This window comes from Curtobacterium sp. GD1 (assembly GCF_020882855.1).
GTDB lineage: Bacteria > Actinomycetota > Actinomycetes > Actinomycetales > Microbacteriaceae > Curtobacterium.
Map to the genome: position 1 here is coordinate 1 of NZ_JAFEVQ010000003.1, position 16,581 is coordinate 16,581.

Below are 16,581 nucleotides of genomic sequence, written 5' to 3' on the forward strand. Positions count from 1 at the left end.
CCGAGCAGTTCCTCGACGCCGGCGAGCCCGGAACCCGAGACCGCCTGGTAGGTGGTGGCGACGAGACGACGGAGGCCGGCCTCGGTGTCGAGCACCTTGAGGACCGGCATGATCGCCATCGTCGTGCGGGTGGCGGCGGATTCGGTGGTGCCGGGAGCCTGCTCGGCGGGTCCACCGACGTCTCCTCGACGCTGCGGAAGGCGCTCCTGGAGGACGCCGACGACTACACCTGGGTCGCCGCCACCATCGGTTCGAACAGTGCCGCGACCTACCAGCTCGCGACCGGCGCCTCGGTGATGCCCATCGGCGGCTTCAACGGCTCGGACCCGTCACCCACCCTCGCGGAGTTCCAGGCAGACGTCGCTGCCGGGAAGATCCACTACTTCATCGCCGGTAGCGTCGGGCAGTCGAACGGCGGCAGCGACGCGGCGTCGGAGATCTCCGAGTGGGTCGAGTCGACCTTCACCTCGTCGACGATCGGAGGCGTCACGGTCTACGACCTCACGGCGGGCTAGGGTCGACGAGTGCTCGGAGCCGACGACCCCCTGGACCCGCTGCCCCGTCGCGTCCTCGTCGCCGGCACCACGGGCGTCGGGAAGACCACCACCGCAGGGCGGATCGGCCAGGTCCTCGGGATCCCGCACACCGAGATCGACTCGCTCTACCACGGGCCCGGCTGGGTCCCGCGGGACACCTTCGTCGCCGACGTCGAGCGGTACACGAGCGAACCCGCGTGGGTGACGGAATGGCAGTACACCTCCGTCCGGGCGATGCTCGCGGAGCGGGCGGACACCCTCGTGTGGATCGACCTGCCGACTGCCCAGGCGCTCTGGCGGCTGCTGCGTCGGACGCTCCACCGTCGGTTCGGGCGCATCGAGATGTGGAACGGCAACGTCGAACCGTCGTTGTGGACGTTCTTCACCGATCGCGGCCACATCCTCCGCTGGGGCATCAGCACCCGGAACGTGACGCGTCGTCGGGTGCCCGAGCTCGTCGAGACCGCGCCGCACCTGCGCATCGTCCACCTCCGGTCGCAGCGGGAGGTCGACCGGTTCGTGCAGCACCTCGGCGAGGGTCGCGGATAGAATCGGGGCCGTCCGCCTCCGTAGCTCAGTGGATAGAGCAGGTGGTTTCTACCCACCGTGCCGCGGGTTCGATTCCTGCCGGGGGCACACACGACGAAGGCCGCCGTCCATCGGGACGGCGGCCTTCGTGTCGTTCGGCGACTGCCTACTCGTCGTCGTCGGCAGCGCGTCGACGGAGTTCGCTCGCGCTGATCGGCTGCGTGTAGGGCGCTTCCGAGGTCTCGTTCGCGTCGGCCGGTTCGGCGGGACCGTCCGCGATGCGGGTCGGGATCGACCGGGTGTGTGCGGTGGTCGAGGTGTCGACACCGCGGGCGTCGGACTCCGTGGTGCGGTTGACGTGCGCGTCCGCCGACGTCGGCTTGGCGACCGGCGGTGCTGCGCTCGCGTCGGGACCGGTCGTGTCCGTCCCGCGGGGCCCGCTGCTCCGGGGGTCCGTGGTCGGACGGTCGGTGCCGCGAGGGCTGCTCGGCCGGACGTCGTCGACGGCGTCGGCGTTGTCGGTGTCCGTGCCGGACGCGGCCGACTCGGTCGCCGAGCCGCGGCGGCCGGCGGGCGATGCCGGCGAACCCAGGGGCGCCCGGGTCGGGGCGGCGGCGGCGTCGCCGTACGCGCGGGTCGCGCCCTCGCCGTACGCGCGCGTGGCGTTCGTGTCGGAGATCGGGGTCGTCCGGTTCGTGCTGGAGGTGTCCGAGATCGGCGTCGTCGCGTTCGGGTCGACCGGTGCGGAGCCGCCGCGGGTGACCGAGAAGCCTGCGCCCGCGGACGGGGCAGCAGTGGTGCCTGCCGCGGCGGCGCCGGTGCCGGGGGCTGCGGCGGCCGTGCTCGACGGGGCGGGCGTGCTCGCCGGAGCGGGCCGGAGGGAGGTCGTCGTCGGCGTCGGGCGCTCGGCGGGGACGGCGGTGGTCGTACCAGCGTCCGTCGGTCGCGCGGGGGCGGCCTGGTCGGCGTTCCAGTCCTGCTGTCGCGTGATCAGCTCGGCGTCGGGGTCGGGCGAATCGAACTTCCAGCGCTCGAGGTCGCTCTTGAAGAGCTTGCGCGCCCGGTTCGGTCGTGCCTGCCACTCGAGGATGCGGTCACGGAACTCGGCGAGCGACTGCTCCGCCTGGAAGCTGAAGGTCGAGGAGTTCTTCTTGATGTCCGCGATCTCGTGCTGCGTCCAGTTCGCCGCGAGGGGCGCACCGGCAACGGGGAGCAGACGGAGTCGGATGTCGGCGTCCTCGGCGAGGTGGTCGGCGTACGCGCGCTCGTCGTGCCCGAGGGAACCCCAGGTCGCGGCCTTGCGTGCAGCCGAGACGATGCCCGCGACGGCGGCGTTCCGCGCTTCGCGTTCCTGCATCGCCACGACCCGCTTCGTCGCCCCGCGGCCGATGAGCGCCGCGATGACGCCCGCCACGACGATCGCGACGAACGGGATGAGCGCGCCGGAGATCACGCGCCAGCCGTTGTCGGACGAGATCCAGTCGGTCAGGTCGTTCCACCAGTCCATGCGCGCACCCTACTCACGAAACGGTCAGGCATCGGGGAGGTCGGGCGGTGTTCCGCGCATCCGACCGGACATGATTCCAATGTGGAACATCATGTCGTCCGGTGAGGCCGGATCAGCCCCAGCGCAGGCAGTCCACGGCGTCGTCGGCCGACCAGACGTTCGGGAGCTCGACGAAGCGTCGCTCGGTCGACACGTACCGACGGGCGCGGTAGGCGGTGCCCCCGGCGACGTCGACGCGGTCCACGTACCCGACGATCTCGCCGTTCGCCCGGGTCACGCGGCTGAGGTCGTCGCGGACGTCGAGGATCCGGAGGTCGCCGCGGGAGCGGGCCACGGGCGCGGTACGGATCCGGAAGACCGGTTCGTTCGTCGTCTGCATCGTGGTGCCTCCTGCTCGTCGGTGTGTCTTCGACGGTACGGCCCACCACCGACACGCCGAGTGCGCTCGGACGATCCGGGGAGCGTTGCCGGGGACGTGCGCGTTGTGGAGGAGGCGTGCCCCGGTCGCGGCTCGCTCCGAGCGGGGAGCGGTAGGTTGCGGCCATGACGACCTTCGTGCTCGCAGGTGGATGTTTCTGGTGTCTCGACGCCGTGTACCGCACGCTCCAGGGCGTGCAGGACGTGGTGTCCGGCTACGTCGGCGGCGAGGTCGAGAACCCCTCGTACGAGTCGGTGTGCACGGGGACGACCGGTCACGCCGAGGCGGTGGCGGTCACCTTCGACGAGACGGTCATCCCGGCCGACGTCATCCTCGACGTGTTCTTCACGCTGCACGACCCGCGGCAGCTGAACCGCCAGGGAGCCGACGTCGGCACGCAGTACCGCTCGGCGATGTTCCCGGCCGACGACGACCAGAAGGCCCTGTTCGAGCGGGCGATCGCGCGCGCCTCGGACATCTGGGACGGCGGCATCGTGACGACGATCGAACCGCTCGGTACCTTCTACCGTGCGGAGGAGTACCACCAGGACTTCTTCGCGAAGAACCCCGGTCAGGGCTACTGCCTCGCGGTGGCACTGCCCAAGGTGAACAAGGTCCGCAAGGCCTACAGTCAGTACATCCTGGCGTCCTGAGACTCCGGACGTCGGGGCCACGAGGAGGTGGTCGAACGATGACGAACAACACCGGGACCTGGGTCGCGGTCGGACCAGCGGGAGCGGTCGGCAGCATCCACCGAGCAGACGGCGGGTTCCGCGTCGAGCTCTACGGTCGGAGCGCGGGCGGTGGGACGTACCCGTCGCTCGAGTCGGCGAAGGGTGCTGTGCACGCAGCGCTCGGCCCGTTGGCGGACCGACCCGAGTTCCGCGCGCACTGAACGCGCGGTGCCCACGTCTCGACCAGGAGGCGCGGGGGACTCGTCCTCCACAACGCACCTGATCGAGTCATCCAGTCACAGATCGAGCCCCGGGTCGCTTCCGCGACCCGGGGCTCGATGACGATCGACGCATGAACGACACCATCACCGTCTGCGGGATCATCGCCACCGAGCCACGTCACCTCGTGACCGACACCGGCATCGCCATCACGAGCATGCGCCTCGCCTCACCGTCCCGACGCTGGGACCGAGCGACCTCGACCTGGACCAACGGCGCCACGAACTGGTACACCGTCACGGCCTTCCGATCGCTCGCGGCCAACGTGCACCGTTCCCTGAAGAAGGGCGACCGCATCGTCGTCACCGGGCGCATCCGCATCCGGACGTGGGAGCGGGACGGTCGCGGCGGCACCTCCGTGGAGATCGACGCAGAGGCACTCGGGCACGACCTCGCCTGGGGCATCAGCAACTGGGTGCGCGTCCCGCGGCACACGGGTGAGGCGACCGCGCCTCCGGGGAGCACCTCGGGCGTCCTGCCGAACGTCGACCCGGTCACCGGCGAGGTCGGCGCGGTGGGCACGGACCGCACCCCCGTGCCGGGTGTCGACCCCGACCCGACGGAGCCGGACGTCCGCGAGGAACTGCCCGACGGCGCCGAGGCCGCTCGCCACGCCGCGGCGGCGATCGGTCACGAGTTCGACGTCGTCGTGGGCGTCGACCCGGTGGTGGACGGGGACGAGCGTGCCGCGGCCTGAGCCGGTCCCCGTCCCCGCTCCCGGGCGCCTACCGCCAGTTCTGGGCGATCATCGCGATGCCCGCGACCTCGGTGGTGTCCCAGTTGCCGCCGCGGGGGAGCCCCGAGACCCGTCCGTCGATCGAGAAGCTCGCACCCTGGACCTTCGGGCTGTTCGTCTGCTTCGCCTTGAGCCCGTGGAACGAGAAGCTCGTGTTCCACGTGCCGGCGAGCCCCGTCCGACCGGACGAGTCGCCGACCTTGATCGAGATGTCGTTCACCTGCGAGTGCACGACGTCACCGTTGAGCCGGGCGTTCGCCTCGGCGTTGAAGAAGAGCCGCCCGTCGAGGTTCAGGGCGATCGTGCCGACCGTGCGGTTGTTGAGGATGACCGACGCGACGTCGTTCTTGTACCAGCGCAGCCCCACCGACGTCTTGCTGTGCGAGGCGCCGCCCATGTAGCCGTACGTGAACTTGCCGTTCTGCACCCGCTCCCAGATGAACCGGGGCTGCCCCTTGCTCACGGACGAGGCGGTGTCGGACTGGATCCCCACGGCGAACGCGTTGTTGTGGGCGTCGTGGACGTTGATGTACGACGAGTACCCGGTGCCCGAGCCGCTCTCGATGAGGTGCGCGGTGTACTGGACGTAGGGGTTGCCGCGCGGGACGGGCGACGCTGCCGAGGCAGCCGTCGCGGGGGCGAGCAGCGCGACGGTGAGCGCGGTGGCTCCCGCGAGGGGGAGCGCGAGACGGCGCAGACGCTTGGTGAACATGTCCTGATCCTCTCCGGTGGTCGATCGACCGTGCTCCCGGTGCGGAGCGGGGAAACGGTACGTCGAAGTCGGCGAGCGCAACAGCCCCCGTGCGTGATCCGGCGAACCGGCGACCGGGCAGACGGACGCCCCGCACTGTCAGTACACTTGGCGCGATATGGCTGAGTACATCTACCAGATGGTCCGCGCCCGCAAGGCGGTCGGCGACAAGCTGATCCTCGACGACGTCACGATGTCGTTCCTCCCCGGCGCCAAGATCGGCGTCGTCGGGCCGAACGGCGCGGGCAAGTCGACGATCCTGAAGATCATGGCGGGTCTCGACCAGCCGTCCAACGGCGAGGCGAAGCTCACCCCGGGCTTCACCGTCGGCATCCTCATGCAGGAGCCCGAGCTCGACGAGTCGAAGACGGTGCTCGAGAACGTGCAGGAAGGCGTCGGCGAGATCCACGCGAAGATCACGCGCTTCAACGAGATCTCCGCGCAGATGGCCGAGCCGGACGCCGACTTCGACGCGCTCCTCGCCGAGATGGGCACCCTGCAGGAGGACATCGACGCGGCGGACGCGTGGGATCTCGACTCGCAGCTCGAGCAGGCCATGGCCGCGCTCCAGTGCCCCCCGGGGGACGAGCTCGTCACGCACCTGTCCGGTGGTGAGAAGCGTCGCGTGGCGCTCTGCAAGCTGTTGCTCCAGAAGCCGGACCTGCTCCTCCTCGACGAGCCCACCAACCACCTCGACGCCGAGTCCGTCCTCTGGCTCGAGCAGCACCTGCAGCAGTACCACGGTGCCGTCCTGGCCGTGACCCACGACCGGTACTTCCTCGACCACGTCGCGCAGTGGATCGCCGAGGTCGACCGCGGTCGTCTCTACCCGTACGAGGGCAACTACTCGACCTACCTCGAGAAGAAGCGTGCCCGGCTCGAGGTCCAGGGCAAGAAGGACGCCAAGCTCGCGAAGCGCCTCTCCTCGGAGCTCGACTGGGTCCGCAGCAACACGAAGGGCCGCCAGGCGAAGTCCAAGGCCCGTCTCGCCCGCTACGAGGAGATGGTCACCGAGGCCGAGCGCACGCGCAAGCTCGACTTCGAGGAGATCGTGATCCCCGTCGGCCCGCGCCTGGGCTCGCAGGTCATCGACGCCGAGAAGCTGCACAAGCAGTTCGGCGAGCGCATCATCATCGACGACCTGTCCTTCACGCTGCCCCGCAACGGCATCGTCGGCGTGATCGGCCCGAACGGCGTCGGCAAGACCACGCTGTTCAAGACGATCGTCGGCCTCGAGCCGCTCGACGGCGGCACGCTGAAGATCGGCGACACGGTCGACATCTCGTACGTCGACCAGAGCCGTGGTGGCATCGACCCGAACAAGAACCTGTGGGAGGTCGTGTCCGACGGACTCGACTACATCCAGGTCGGCAAGACCGAGATCCCGTCGCGTGCGTACGTGTCGCAGTTCGGGTTCAAGGGTCCGGACCAGCAGAAGAAGGCCGGGGTGCTCTCCGGTGGTGAGCGCAACCGTCTGAACCTGGCGCTGACGCTCAAGCAGGGCGGCAACCTGCTGCTCCTCGACGAGCCGACGAACGACCTCGACGTCGAGACCCTCGGCAGCCTCGAGAACGCGCTGCTCGAGTACCCGGGTTGTGCCGTGGTCATCACGCACGACCGGTGGTTCCTCGACCGCATCGCGACGCACATCCTCGCGTGGGAAGGCCTGAACGAGGACGGCACGCCGAACTGGTACTGGTTCGAGGGCAACTTCGAGGCGTACGAGGAGAACAAGATCGAGCGGCTCGGCGCCGACGCGGCGAAGCCGGGTCGGGCGACCTACCGCAAGCTCACCCGCGACTGACCGTGGCGCGGTTGCACGCTCCGGTCCGCATGCGGTGGAGCGACATCGACGCCTACGGTCACGTCAACAACTCCGCGATGCTGCGCCTCCTGGAAGAGGCGCGCATCGTGGGGTTCTGGGGACCCGACCCGGAAGAGCGCGCTCCGGACGGGTCGGTCCCGGAGCCGATCATCGACGGGCGGCCGGGTTCCGGTACCATGACCGTGATCGCGGCGCAGCGCCTCGAGTACCTCGCGTCGATCCCGTACCTGCGGCAGCCGCTCGACATCCAGATGTGGATCGGGCGGCTCGGCGGCGCGAGCATCGACGTCTCGTACGAGGTCTGGTCGCCGGTCGGGCACGAGCCCGCGGTGCTGTACACCCGGGCGACGACCGCGCTCGTGATGGTCGACGCCGTCAGCAACCGTCCGCGTCGGCTGACCGAGGCCGAGCGGGACGCGTGCGCCGCCTACGTCGAAGCCCCGGTGGAGTTCTCCCGCCCGTAGAGCGGACCGCAGCACCGTCGGCCGGGTCAGCGCGGGACGCGCATCATCCCCTCCTGCGCGACCGATGCCAGCAGCCGTCCGTCCGGCGAGAACATCCGCCCGAACGCGAGTCCCCGACCGCCCTGCGCGCTCGGGGACTCCTGCGTGTAGAGCACCCACTCGTCGGCCCGGCCGTCACGGTGCCACCACATCGCGTGGTCGAGGCTCGCGCTCTTCACACCGGGGGTGCCCCAGGCCACCCCGTGACGCCGCATGATCGGCTCGAGGATGGACAGGTCGCTCGCGTACGCGAGGACGGCACGGTGCAGCGCCGGGTCGGCGGGGAGGTCGCCGTCGACCCGGAACCACACCGCCTGGTGGGCGATGTGCTCGCCCTGGACGTCGACGAAGACCGGGCCCTCGACGTGCCGCAGGTCGATGGAGCGTTCGGCCCACGCCCGAGCGACCGGGTGGTCGATGGCCGACAGGATCGACGCGGCCGAGGGCAGGGACTCCGGTTCGGGCACGTCGACGGGGAACGGGTCCTGGTGCTCGACGCCGACGTCCGGGCGCTGGAACGAGGCGATCATCGAGAAGATCGGCACACCGCGCTGGTAGGCCTGCACCCGCCGCGCGGCGAACGATCGCCCGTCGTGGATGCGTTCGACACCGAAGGTGATCGGGACGTCGATGTCGCCGGGGCGGAGGAAGTAGCCGTGCATCGAGTGGATGTCGCGGTCCTCGATGGTGGCCTGCGCGGCGACGATGCACTGCGCGAGCACCTGCCCGCCGAACACCCGGCCGCCGGGGGACCAGTGGCTCGCGCCGGTGAGGATGGTCTCGCCGGTGCTCGCGCCGGTGTCCTCGAGTCTGAGGGTCCGCAGGAAGTCCGGTTCGCCGTTCACACCGAGCAGTCTACGAACGCCCCGGCGCCGAGCCGTGCCCGGTAGGCTGCTGGGTGACATGGGCACCTCGTTCACGCTTCCCGACGCAGCCTCCCTCGGGGACCTGCGCACCTACCTCGGACGGGCCGCCCGCATCGAGGACGGCTCCGTCCGACTCATCGCGGACTCCGGCGTCCTCGCGGTCTACACCGCGATCCTCTACCCGCTCGGGCTGCTCGACGAACTGCCGACGGTCCTCGGGCTGCGGACGTTCTCGCTCGCGCAGCCGGCGACCGTCGACGCGGTCGTCCCGCTGGCCTCGCTGCAGGAACGCCTGCGGCTGCTCGCCGACGCGCACGACGCCGAGCACGCCGACGGCGCCGACCCCACCCGGGCGACCCCGATCGAGGTGGAACTCCCGCTCGAGGTCCACACCGTCACCTGGGCAGCGATCTCCCCGCCCCGCGGTGGCTGGGTCCCGCTGCCCGACGTCTCGCCGGAGCTCCTCCGCCGTGCCGCGCGCGACGGCATCGCCGAGGTCGCCGACGCCGTCCCGACGAACGCCGGCGAGGCCATCGTCCGCAAGGTCCGATCAGAGGTCTGGGGCCGTCCGGTCGCGGGCATCGAGCACGTCCCCGCCGGCGCCGGCTTCGCGGGGGAGAGCCTCGGCTTCCTCGGCCACGACCCGGTGCGGCTCTTCGAGACCGGCCCGTGGAGCCGCCTGACCACCTCGCGCGGGCACGTGCTCGTCAAGCGCCGCGCCTGGACCCTCAACTCGTAGGCAGCCGGTTCCCGGACCGGTCGTGGTTGGCTGGCTCCATGCACGTCTTCCTCACCGGCGCGTCCGGGTACATCGGTTCCTCGGTCCTCCGCGCACTCGTCGCCCACGAGCACGAGGTCACCGCCCTCGTCCGCACGGACGAGAAGGCACAGGCGGTCCGCGACGCGGGCGGCCGCGCCCTCGTCGGTGACGTCACCGACACCGACGTCGTCCGCCGGCTCGCACACGAGGCGGACGCCGTCGTGCACACGGCCTCGGCCCAGGGCATCGACGCGGACTTCATCGCGACCGTGCTCACGGCGCTCGAGGGCACCCCGAAGCCGTTCGTGCACACCGGCGGGATCTTCACCTTCGGCGACTCGACCGACATCTCCGAGCAGTCGCCGCTGTCGCCGCCGGCACTGACCGCCTGGCGCGTGCCGAACGAGGCGACGGTGCGGGCGAGCAGCGTCCGGACGACGATCATCGCCCCCGGCATCGTGTACGGCCGCGGCGCCGGCATCCCCGCGATGTTCGTCGGGGACGGCGAGCACGAGGTCCGACTCGTCGGTGACGGTTCGCAGCGCTGGACGACGGTGCACACCGACGACCTCGGCGAGCTCTACGTCCTCGCCCTGCACCGCGGTGAGCAGGACGGTTACGTCGTCGCGGCCACCGGGGACAACCCGACGGTCCGCGAGATCGCGGAGGCGGGAGCGCACGGTTCGCCGCTCGTGGCGGAGAGCGTCGACGCCAGCCGCGAGCGTCTGGGCACCGAGTACGCCGACGCGCTGCTGCTCCACCAGGAGGCCTCTGGTGCCCACGCGCGCAGCGCGTTCGGGTGGAACCCGACCCGGCCCCCGCTCGTCGAGGACCTCGCCGACGGCTCCTACGTCCGCTGACGCGACCGGTGACGGACTGGAGGCGCGGCGCCAGCTGGCACCGCGCCTCCAGTCCGTCAGCCGCGCCCGTCCGTCAGCCGCGCACGTCCGTCAGTCGAACGTGTTCGTCATGGCGTGTGCCGCCCGGTCGAGGTAGGCCCAGAGCTCTGCCTCGTCGAGGGGCGCGAGCTGGAGGGACTCGACCGCCTCGCGCATGTGGTGGAGCCAACGCTCACGGGCCTCGGACGTGATCCGGAACGGCATGTGCCGCATCCGCAGACGGGGGTGCCCGCGTTCTTCGCTGTAGGTCCCCGGGCCGCCCCAGTACTGCTGCAGGAAGGCCGAGAGACGCCAGATCGCCCCCTCGAGGTCGTCCGCCGGGTACATCGGCCAGATGACGTCGTCCTGCTGCACGCCCTCGTAGAAGCGCCGGACGAGCCGGTCGAAGGTGGGTGCGCCGCCGATGCGCTCGTAGAGGGAGCCGGTGGCCGAGGCGCCGTGCTCGCCGACCCGCAGCGTGATCGGCTGTGCGGGCGGGGTGGGGTCGGTCATCGCGGGTCCTTCCCGGCGTCGGGGTCGTCGGTCCGGATCGGCGGACCGAGGACGTTCTTGCGGCCGCGTCGGGGCTTGGTCGGCGCCGGCGTGGGCTGGGTCCGCACGGTGCGCAGACCGTTGATCGAGGTCGCGTTCTCCCACCCGGCGGGCATGATCATCGCCATCGCGGGCAGGGTCACGCCGAGTTCGTCGACGGCGTGCTTCAGTCGGACGCGGAGCTCGCGGCCGACGACGTCGAGCTCGGACGCCCGCGTCTTCACGACGAGCCGGAACACCATGCCGGCGTCCGTGATCGACTGCAGGCCCCAGATCTCCGGCTTCTCGACGATGCGTTGGCGCCACCGGGGCTCTTGCGACATCGTGACCGCGGCCTTGAGGAGGGCGTCCTGCACGGCGTCGATGTCGGTGTCGTACGGGACCGTGATGTCGACGAGGACGCGCGACCAGCCCTGTGAGAGGTTGCCGACGCGCAGGATCTGCCCGTTCGGCACGAACCAGAGGATGCCGTTCACGTCGCGGATCTGCATGACCCGCAGCCCGACGTTCTCGACGACGCCGGTGGCCTGGCCGGTGTCGACGACGTCGCCGACGCCGGCCTGGTCCTCGAGGATCATGAACACGCCGGAGAGCAGGTCGCGCACGATGCTCTGTGCGCCGACCGCGAGCCCGGCGGCGACGAGCGAGGCGCCACCGACGATCCCGACGGCCGCGTTCGGGATGACGAGCGGGATGATGACGACGAGTGCGAGCACGACGACGATCACCGTCGCGAGGTTCTCGAGCACGCTGCCGAGCGTGCGGGTGCGCTGGACGACGCGGGCGGTCTGGATCGGCGACGCGATGAGTGCCTGCGTGTCGGTCGCGCCCTGGCGCTTCTTCACGCCGTTCACGACGCGGTCGACGACGCCCTTGATCGAGTGCCGCAGGATGATCCGCAGGACCAGCGCGGCGAGGATCGTGATGACGATCGTGATCGGGACGTGCCAGGTGTCGACGAACTCGCCGAACGTCTGCGAGACGGCCTCTGCCGGGCCTGACGGGGTCGGGGAGGGAACTGCAACCAAGGTCATGATCCGGTCGATGCTAGAGGGCGGGGCCCTGGCGTCCCCTGGGGAACGCCAGGACCCCGCCGATCCTCATCCGAGACTCAGGCGTCCGCCGCCTGGACCCGCAGGGCACGCTCGGTCCCCGCCAGGCTCTCGGACACGATGCGACGCAGCGCCGGGGTCTCCGGGTGCGCCTCGAGCCACGCGGCCGCGGCGTCCCGCAGCTCGGCCGACGCGAGCGGCGCCGGGTAGAGCCCCGAGACGATGGTGTCGGCCATGTGGTAGCTGCGCTCGGCCCAGATGCGCGTGAGCACGTCGAAGTACTTCGGGACGAGCCCCTCGAGCACGACCGGGCTGTTCACGTGCTGGTACCCGACCGTGGTCTGGCGCACGATCGCGTTGGGCAGCTCGGACGAGTCCACGAGCGACGAGAACGCGGCGAGCTTGCCCTCGGCCGTCGGGATCGTCGCACGGGCACGTGCGGCGGCCTGCTCACCCGACGCGGTCTTGTCCGCAGCGAGCTCGGCGTCGACCTCGGCTCCGGAGGCGGCACCCGCGAGCACGAGGCCCTCGAGCAGCTCCCAGCGCAGGTCGGTGTCGATCTCGAGCCCGTTCAGCGTCACCGAGCCGTCGCGCAGGCCGCTCAGGGTGGCCACGTGCTCGGGCGTGGAGGCGATCTGCGCGAAGAACTTCACGAACTGGAACTGCGCGTCGGAACCGGCCTCGGCGCTCGACGCGAGGTTCCAGAGCGTGTCGCCGACGGTGCGCACGGTCTGGTCGACCTTCGCCGGCGCGACGTAGTTGCGCGCGGTCAGGAGCAGCTGCGAGAGCGTCGTGCGGATCGTGGTCGACTCGGTCTCGGTGGCGATGTTGCCGAGCACCAGGCGGACGTAGTCGCTGGCGGGCGACTCGGCGTCACGCGTGGCGTCCCACATCGCGCCCCACACGATCGAGCGGGCGAGCGGGTTCGCGATCGAGGCGAGGTGCTCGATGGCGGTCCGGCGCGAGTGCTCGTCGAGACGGATCTTGGCGTAGGCGAGGTCGTCGTCGTTGAGGAGCACGAGGTCGCCGCGCTGCACGCCGACGAGCTCCGGGACCTCGGTGCGGGCACCGTCGACGTCGATCTCGACGCGGTGCACGCGCTCGAGCTTGCCGCCGGAGGACGCGGTGTCGGCGCCGAACGGTGCGTCCGAGTCCTGCGTGACGGCGTAGACGCCGATCGCCAGACGGTGCGGACGGAGCGTCGGGTAGTCGGCCGGCGCTTCCTGCAGCACGGCGAACGACGTGATCGCGCCGGACTCGTCGACCTCGATCTCGGGGCGGAGCGTGTTCACCCCGGCGGTCTCGAGCCAGGCCTTCGACCACTCGGAGAGGTCACGGCCGCTGGTGGCCTCGAGCTCGACGAGCAGGTCGCGCAGCTCGGTGTTCGAGTGGTGGTGCTTCTTGAAGTACGCCGAGACGCCCGCGAAGAACGCATCGATGCCGACCCACGCCACGAGCTGCTTCAGGACGGAGCCGCCCTTGGCGTACGTGATGCCGTCGAAGTTGACCTGGACGTCCTCGAGGTCGTTGATCGTCGCGACGATCGGGTGCGTCGAGGGGAGCTGGTCCTGGCGGTAGGCCCAGGACTTCTCCATCGCCTGGAACGTGGTCCACGCCTCGGTCCACTCGGTGGCCTCGGCCGTGGCGATCGTCGACGCCCACTCGGCGAAGGACTCGTTGAGCCACAGGTCGTTCCACCACTTCATGGTGACGAGGTCGCCGAACCACATGTGGGCGAGCTCGTGCAGGATCGTGACGACCCGGCGTTCCTTGATGGCGTCGGTCACCTTCGACCGGAAGACGTAGGTCTCGGTGAAGGTGACGGCCCCGGCGTTCTCCATCGCGCCGGCGTTGAACTCCGGCACGAACAGCTGGTCGTACTTCTCGAAGGGGTACGGGACGTCGAACTTCTCCTCGTAGTAGGCGAAGCCCTTCTTCGTGGTCTCGAAGACGTACTCGGGGTCGAGGTACTCGGCCAGCGACTTCCGCGCGAAGACGCCGAGCGGGATGGTCCGGCCGTCGCGGCTCGTCAGTTCGTCGCGAACGACCTCGTACGGGCCGGCGACGAGCGCGGTGATGTAGCTGGAGATCTTCGCCGTCGGGGGGAAGGCCCACGTGGCGATGTCGCCGTCGGCGTGCGGCTCGGGCGTGGGGGAGTTCGAGACGACCTGCCACCGGGACGGCGCCGTCACGGTGAAGGTGAACTCGGCCTTGAGGTCGGGCTGCTCGAACACGGCGAACATGCGACGCGAGTCGGGCACCTCGAACTGGGAGTACAGGTACACCTCGTCGTCGACCGGGTCGACGAAGCGGTGCAGGCCCTCGCCCGTGTTCGTGTAGAGCGCGTCGCTGACGACCACGAGCTCGTTCTGCTCCTGCAGGCCGTCGAGCTGGATGCGGACCCCGTCGTTCACGGCGGCGACGTCGAGCGCCGTGCCGTTCAGCGTGATCGAGTGCACCGACTTCGTGATGGCGTCGATGAACGTGGACGCACCGGCGGTGGCGGTGAAGCGCACCCGCGTGGTGCTGCCGAACGTCTCGGCGCCGCGGGTCAGGTCGAGCTCGACGTCGTACGTCTGCACGTCGACGATCGCGGCACGTTCCTGGGCTTCGATTCGGGTGAGGTTCTCTCCGGGCACGGACGCTCCATCTTCGCGGTTGCACACGGACGGTCCTTGTCCGCGTGAGGGGGGTCCCGGCACGGCGTCGTGCACCGGCGGGACGGTCGCCTCCAGCCTAGCGAGCACGCGTACGCTCGCATCCGTGACCGACACGACTGTGGACAAGACGACCGCCGACCGCACCGCTGTGGAGTTCTGGTTCGACCCGAACTGCCCCTGGGCCTGGATGACGAGCCGCTGGGTCGGCGAGGTCGCTCGGCACCGCGACCTCGACGTCACCTGGAACGTGATGAGCCTGTTCGTCCTCAACGAGGACCAGGACGTCCCGGACACCTACCGCGAGCGGCTCGTGGCCGGGCAGGTCTACCCGCGCATCGTGACCGCTGCACGGCTCCGCCTCGGCCAGGAGATCGTCAAGCCGCTCTACGACGCGCTCGGCGAGCACATCCACCACCGCCAGGAGCAGGACCCGGAGCAGGTCGTGCCGGCGGTGCTCGCGGAGCTCGGCCTCGACGCCGACCTGCTCGAGTACGCCTGGACGGACGAGGTCGATCAGGCCGTCCGCGTCAGCCACCAGGACGGCATCGACCGGGTCGGCCAGGATGTCGGCACGCCGGTCATCGCCGTCGAGGGCACCGCCTTCTTCGGCCCGGTCATCTCGCCCGCGCCGAAGGGCCAGGAGGCGCTCGACCTCTGGGACGGCGTCGTCGCGGTCGCCAAGTACCCGGGCTTCTTCGAGCTCAAGCGCTCGCGGACCGTCGGACCGATCTTCGACACCACCGACTGACGTCGGCCCGGCGGCGCCGTCACGCGGCGCGGATGGTCGCCGCACAACCGGAGTGCACCCGAACCGCGGGAACGTCCGGTTCGGATGCACTTTCGTTGTGCGCGGGGCCCAGGAGGCGCGGCGCGCGTCCGCCCCGCCGGCCCGGCTCAGGCGAGCGGGAGCCGCATGAGCGTCAGGTCGAGCCAGCGGTCGAACTTGCGTCCGACCTCGGGCACGACGGCCACCGTGTCGAACCCGAGCTTGGTGTGCAGTGCGATCGACCCGGCGTTCTCGCTGCAGATCCCCGCCATCAGGACGTGCCGCCCCTCCGCCCGTGCCCGTGCGACGAGGGCGTCCATGAGGACGGTCGCGATGCCCCGCCCGCGGAACGCCTCGACGACGTACACGCTGTGCTCCACCGTCAGCCGGTACCCCTGGTGCGGCCGCCACTGCGAGTACGTCGCGTAGCCGGCGACCTGCCCGCCGACCTCGGCGACGAGGACCGGCCAGCCGTCGGCGCGACGCTCGGCGAGCCAGCCGTCGAAGTACGAGCGCGGGTGCGGCTCCTCCTGCCAGATGGCGGTGGAGTGCAGGACGGCGTCGACGTGCAGCGCGTGGACGACGTCGAGGTCGCGCGGCTCGCACTCCCGGACGGTGACCGGACCCGACCCGTTCGTCGCATATGCTGTCGTCATGTCTCACATCGTAGACGCACCGGAGTCGGAACCGGAAACGGCGGACGACGCCGACCAGCGACGGCTCGGCGAGCGTCTGCAGCGCCTCCGAACGGAACGGAAGTGGAGCCTCACCGAGCTCGCCGAGGAGTCCGGGGTCTCCCGCGCCATGATCAACCGCGTCGAACGCGGGGTGTCGAGCCCGACGGCGACCATCCTCGGGCGGCTGTCGGGAGCGTTCGGACTCACGGTCTCACAGCTCCTCGACGAGTCCCTCGACCACGAGGTGCCCCGGGCGACCGATCCCGACGACGCGCGGGGCGTCCAGCGCGGCGCGACCGCCGACTCCTGGACCGATCCCGAGACCGGGTACCGGCGTCGACCGGTCTCGAGTGCGGCCTTCCCCGCGGACGTCACCGAGGTGCGCCTCCCGTCCGGCCGCGAAGTGGCCTACCCGGCGTCCGCGTACGCGTTCCTGCGCCACTGCATCTGGGTGGTCGACGGCGTGCTCGAACTCGTCGTCGGCGGCGAGCCGACGCGGCTCGCCACGGGGGACCGCATCGAGCTCGGGGACCCCGCCGACGTCGTCTACCGGAACCCGGGCGAGGAGCCCACGCGGTACGTCGTGGTCGTGGTCCGGGGGCAGTAGTCGCAG

At 70.6% G+C, this 16,581-nt stretch carries 18 protein-coding genes, 1 tRNA gene and 1 pseudogene; 11 read left to right on the plus strand and 9 right to left on the minus strand.

Going from position 1 to position 16,581, the window contains the following annotated elements; genetic code table 11:
• Nucleotides 1–125, minus strand: a pseudogene (locus tag JSX79_RS02375) (Asd/ArgC dimerization domain-containing protein); the annotation flags it as partial.
• A gap of 399 nt (nucleotides 126–524) precedes the next feature.
• Here JSX79_RS02375 and JSX79_RS02380 point away from each other — a divergent pair.
• Together JSX79_RS02380 and JSX79_RS02385 are read left to right on the plus strand one after the other, a co-directional pair.
• Nucleotides 525–1,085 carry an AAA family ATPase gene (locus tag JSX79_RS02380; RefSeq protein WP_229085052.1) on the plus strand — a complete coding sequence of 187 codons (561 nt, stop codon included), beginning with the start codon at nucleotides 525–527 and terminating at the stop codon, nucleotides 1,083–1,085.
• A gap of 14 nt (nucleotides 1,086–1,099) precedes the next feature.
• Nucleotides 1,100–1,172, plus strand: a tRNA-Arg gene (locus tag JSX79_RS02385).
• A 58-nt stretch (nucleotides 1,173–1,230) separates the two neighbouring features.
• Here JSX79_RS02385 and JSX79_RS02390 read toward each other — a convergent pair.
• Complete coding sequence (locus JSX79_RS02390; RefSeq protein WP_229085053.1) at nucleotides 1,231–2,571, minus strand: hypothetical protein; 1,341 nt, start codon at nucleotides 2,569–2,571, stop codon at nucleotides 1,231–1,233.
• A gap of 112 nt (nucleotides 2,572–2,683) precedes the next feature.
• A complete protein-coding gene (locus JSX79_RS02395; protein ID WP_070416608.1) occupies nucleotides 2,684–2,950 on the minus strand; it encodes a hypothetical protein in 267 nt (88 codons plus the stop codon).
• Nucleotides 2,951–3,114: 164 nt separating this feature from the next.
• Here JSX79_RS02395 and msrA point away from each other — a divergent pair, with 164 nt between their 5' ends.
• From msrA to JSX79_RS02410, 3 genes are all read left to right on the plus strand, one after another.
• Entirely contained in the window at nucleotides 3,115–3,642 is a 528-nt protein-coding gene (msrA, locus tag JSX79_RS02400) for a peptide-methionine (S)-S-oxide reductase MsrA (RefSeq protein WP_070416607.1), read from the plus strand.
• A gap of 38 nt (nucleotides 3,643–3,680) precedes the next feature.
• Complete coding sequence (locus tag JSX79_RS02405) at nucleotides 3,681–3,884, plus strand: hypothetical protein (RefSeq protein WP_070416606.1); 204 nt, start codon at nucleotides 3,681–3,683, stop codon at nucleotides 3,882–3,884.
• A gap of 131 nt (nucleotides 3,885–4,015) precedes the next feature.
• Nucleotides 4,016–4,639, plus strand: coding sequence for a single-stranded DNA-binding protein (locus tag JSX79_RS02410; protein WP_229085054.1), 624 nt, complete (start codon nucleotides 4,016–4,018; stop codon nucleotides 4,637–4,639).
• 28 nt (nucleotides 4,640–4,667) lie between these two features.
• Here JSX79_RS02410 and JSX79_RS02415 read toward each other — a convergent pair whose 3' ends face one another.
• Complete coding sequence (locus JSX79_RS02415; RefSeq protein ID WP_070416604.1) at nucleotides 4,668–5,390, minus strand: hypothetical protein; 723 nt, start codon at nucleotides 5,388–5,390, stop codon at nucleotides 4,668–4,670.
• A gap of 157 nt (nucleotides 5,391–5,547) precedes the next feature.
• On the opposite strand from JSX79_RS02415, the gene ettA reads away from it, so the two are divergent.
• Nucleotides 5,548–7,233, plus strand: coding sequence for an energy-dependent translational throttle protein EttA (gene ettA, locus JSX79_RS02420; protein WP_071295909.1), 1,686 nt, complete (start codon nucleotides 5,548–5,550; stop codon nucleotides 7,231–7,233).
• A 29-nt stretch (nucleotides 7,234–7,262) separates the two neighbouring features.
• Complete coding sequence (locus JSX79_RS02425; protein ID WP_070416602.1) at nucleotides 7,263–7,718, plus strand: thioesterase family protein; 456 nt, start codon at nucleotides 7,263–7,265, stop codon at nucleotides 7,716–7,718.
• 26 nt (nucleotides 7,719–7,744) lie between these two features.
• On the opposite strand, the gene JSX79_RS02430 is transcribed toward JSX79_RS02425, so the two are convergent.
• Nucleotides 7,745–8,602 carry an acyl-CoA thioesterase II gene (locus JSX79_RS02430; RefSeq protein WP_071295908.1) on the minus strand — a complete coding sequence of 286 codons (858 nt, stop codon included), beginning with the start codon at nucleotides 8,600–8,602 and terminating at the stop codon, nucleotides 7,745–7,747.
• Nucleotides 8,603–8,660: 58 nt separating this feature from the next.
• On the opposite strand from JSX79_RS02430, the gene JSX79_RS02435 reads away from it, so the two are divergent.
• Nucleotides 8,661–9,362, plus strand: coding sequence for a hypothetical protein (locus JSX79_RS02435; protein WP_071295907.1), 702 nt, complete (start codon nucleotides 8,661–8,663; stop codon nucleotides 9,360–9,362).
• Between the two features lie 38 nt (nucleotides 9,363–9,400).
• On the plus strand, nucleotides 9,401–10,243 hold the full coding sequence (locus JSX79_RS02440) for an NAD(P)H-binding protein (RefSeq protein WP_229085055.1): 843 nt from the start codon (nucleotides 9,401–9,403) through the stop codon (nucleotides 10,241–10,243).
• A 90-nt stretch (nucleotides 10,244–10,333) separates the two neighbouring features.
• Here the strand turns inward: JSX79_RS02440 and JSX79_RS02445 are convergent, their stop codons facing one another.
• The 3 genes from JSX79_RS02445 to pepN form a co-directional block, all read right to left on the minus strand.
• Entirely contained in the window at nucleotides 10,334–10,774 is a 441-nt protein-coding gene (locus JSX79_RS02445; protein WP_229085056.1) for a globin, read from the minus strand.
• Nucleotides 10,771–11,847, minus strand: a complete 1,077-nt coding sequence (locus JSX79_RS02450) for a mechanosensitive ion channel family protein (RefSeq protein ID WP_229085057.1) — start codon at nucleotides 11,845–11,847, stop codon at nucleotides 10,771–10,773. The genes JSX79_RS02445 and JSX79_RS02450 overlap by 4 nt, the downstream gene beginning before the upstream one ends.
• A 77-nt stretch (nucleotides 11,848–11,924) precedes the next feature.
• Nucleotides 11,925–14,504 (minus strand): aminopeptidase N, encoded by a 2,580-nt coding sequence (gene pepN, locus JSX79_RS02455; RefSeq protein WP_229085058.1) that lies wholly within the window; start codon nucleotides 14,502–14,504, stop codon nucleotides 11,925–11,927.
• A 208-nt stretch (nucleotides 14,505–14,712) separates the two neighbouring features.
• Between pepN and JSX79_RS02460 the strand changes: the two genes are divergently transcribed.
• Nucleotides 14,713–15,273 (plus strand): disulfide bond formation protein DsbA, encoded by a 561-nt coding sequence (locus JSX79_RS02460; protein WP_229085137.1) that lies wholly within the window; start codon nucleotides 14,713–14,715, stop codon nucleotides 15,271–15,273.
• Between the two features lie 146 nt (nucleotides 15,274–15,419).
• Here the strand turns inward: JSX79_RS02460 and JSX79_RS02465 are convergent, their stop codons facing one another.
• The gene (locus JSX79_RS02465) at nucleotides 15,420–15,947 is read right to left on the minus strand and encodes a GNAT family N-acetyltransferase (RefSeq protein WP_071301725.1); all 528 of its coding nucleotides are present in this window, start codon (nucleotides 15,945–15,947) and stop codon (nucleotides 15,420–15,422) included.
• On the opposite strand from JSX79_RS02465, the gene JSX79_RS02470 reads away from it, so the two are divergent.
• Complete coding sequence (locus tag JSX79_RS02470; RefSeq protein ID WP_229085059.1) at nucleotides 15,946–16,575, plus strand: XRE family transcriptional regulator; 630 nt, start codon at nucleotides 15,946–15,948, stop codon at nucleotides 16,573–16,575. The two genes, JSX79_RS02465 and JSX79_RS02470, sit on opposite strands and share 2 nt — an antisense overlap.
• Nucleotides 16,576–16,581 lie beyond the last annotated feature (6 nt).

Bases quoted from the DNA above. Each gene is read 5' to 3' on its own strand.
- JSX79_RS02390 (WP_229085053.1), bottom strand. From the start codon at position 2,571: ATGGACTGGTGGAACGACCTGACCGACTGGATCTCGTCCGACAACGGC.
- JSX79_RS02395 (WP_070416608.1), bottom strand. From the start codon at position 2,950: ATGCAGACGACGAACGAACCGGTCTTCCGGATCCGTACCGCGCCCGTG.
- msrA (WP_070416607.1), top strand. From the start codon at position 3,115: ATGACGACCTTCGTGCTCGCAGGTGGATGTTTCTGGTGTCTCGACGCC.
- JSX79_RS02405 (WP_070416606.1), top strand. From the start codon at position 3,681: ATGACGAACAACACCGGGACCTGGGTCGCGGTCGGACCAGCGGGAGCG.
- JSX79_RS02410 (WP_229085054.1), top strand. From the start codon at position 4,016: ATGAACGACACCATCACCGTCTGCGGGATCATCGCCACCGAGCCACGT.
- JSX79_RS02415 (WP_070416604.1), bottom strand. From the start codon at position 5,390: ATGTTCACCAAGCGTCTGCGCCGTCTCGCGCTCCCCCTCGCGGGAGCC.
- ettA (WP_071295909.1), top strand. From the start codon at position 5,548: ATGGCTGAGTACATCTACCAGATGGTCCGCGCCCGCAAGGCGGTCGGC.
- JSX79_RS02425 (WP_070416602.1), top strand. From the start codon at position 7,263: ATGCGGTGGAGCGACATCGACGCCTACGGTCACGTCAACAACTCCGCG.
- JSX79_RS02435 (WP_071295907.1), top strand. From the start codon at position 8,661: ATGGGCACCTCGTTCACGCTTCCCGACGCAGCCTCCCTCGGGGACCTG.
- JSX79_RS02440 (WP_229085055.1), top strand. From the start codon at position 9,401: ATGCACGTCTTCCTCACCGGCGCGTCCGGGTACATCGGTTCCTCGGTC.
- JSX79_RS02445 (WP_229085056.1), bottom strand. From the start codon at position 10,774: ATGACCGACCCCACCCCGCCCGCACAGCCGATCACGCTGCGGGTCGGC.
- JSX79_RS02450 (WP_229085057.1), bottom strand. From the start codon at position 11,847: ATGACCTTGGTTGCAGTTCCCTCCCCGACCCCGTCAGGCCCGGCAGAG.
- JSX79_RS02460 (WP_229085137.1), top strand. From the start codon at position 14,713: ATGACGAGCCGCTGGGTCGGCGAGGTCGCTCGGCACCGCGACCTCGAC.
- JSX79_RS02470 (WP_229085059.1), top strand. From the start codon at position 15,946: ATGTCTCACATCGTAGACGCACCGGAGTCGGAACCGGAAACGGCGGAC.
- JSX79_RS02465 (WP_071301725.1), bottom strand. From the start codon at position 15,947: ATGACGACAGCATATGCGACGAACGGGTCGGGTCCGGTCACCGTCCGG.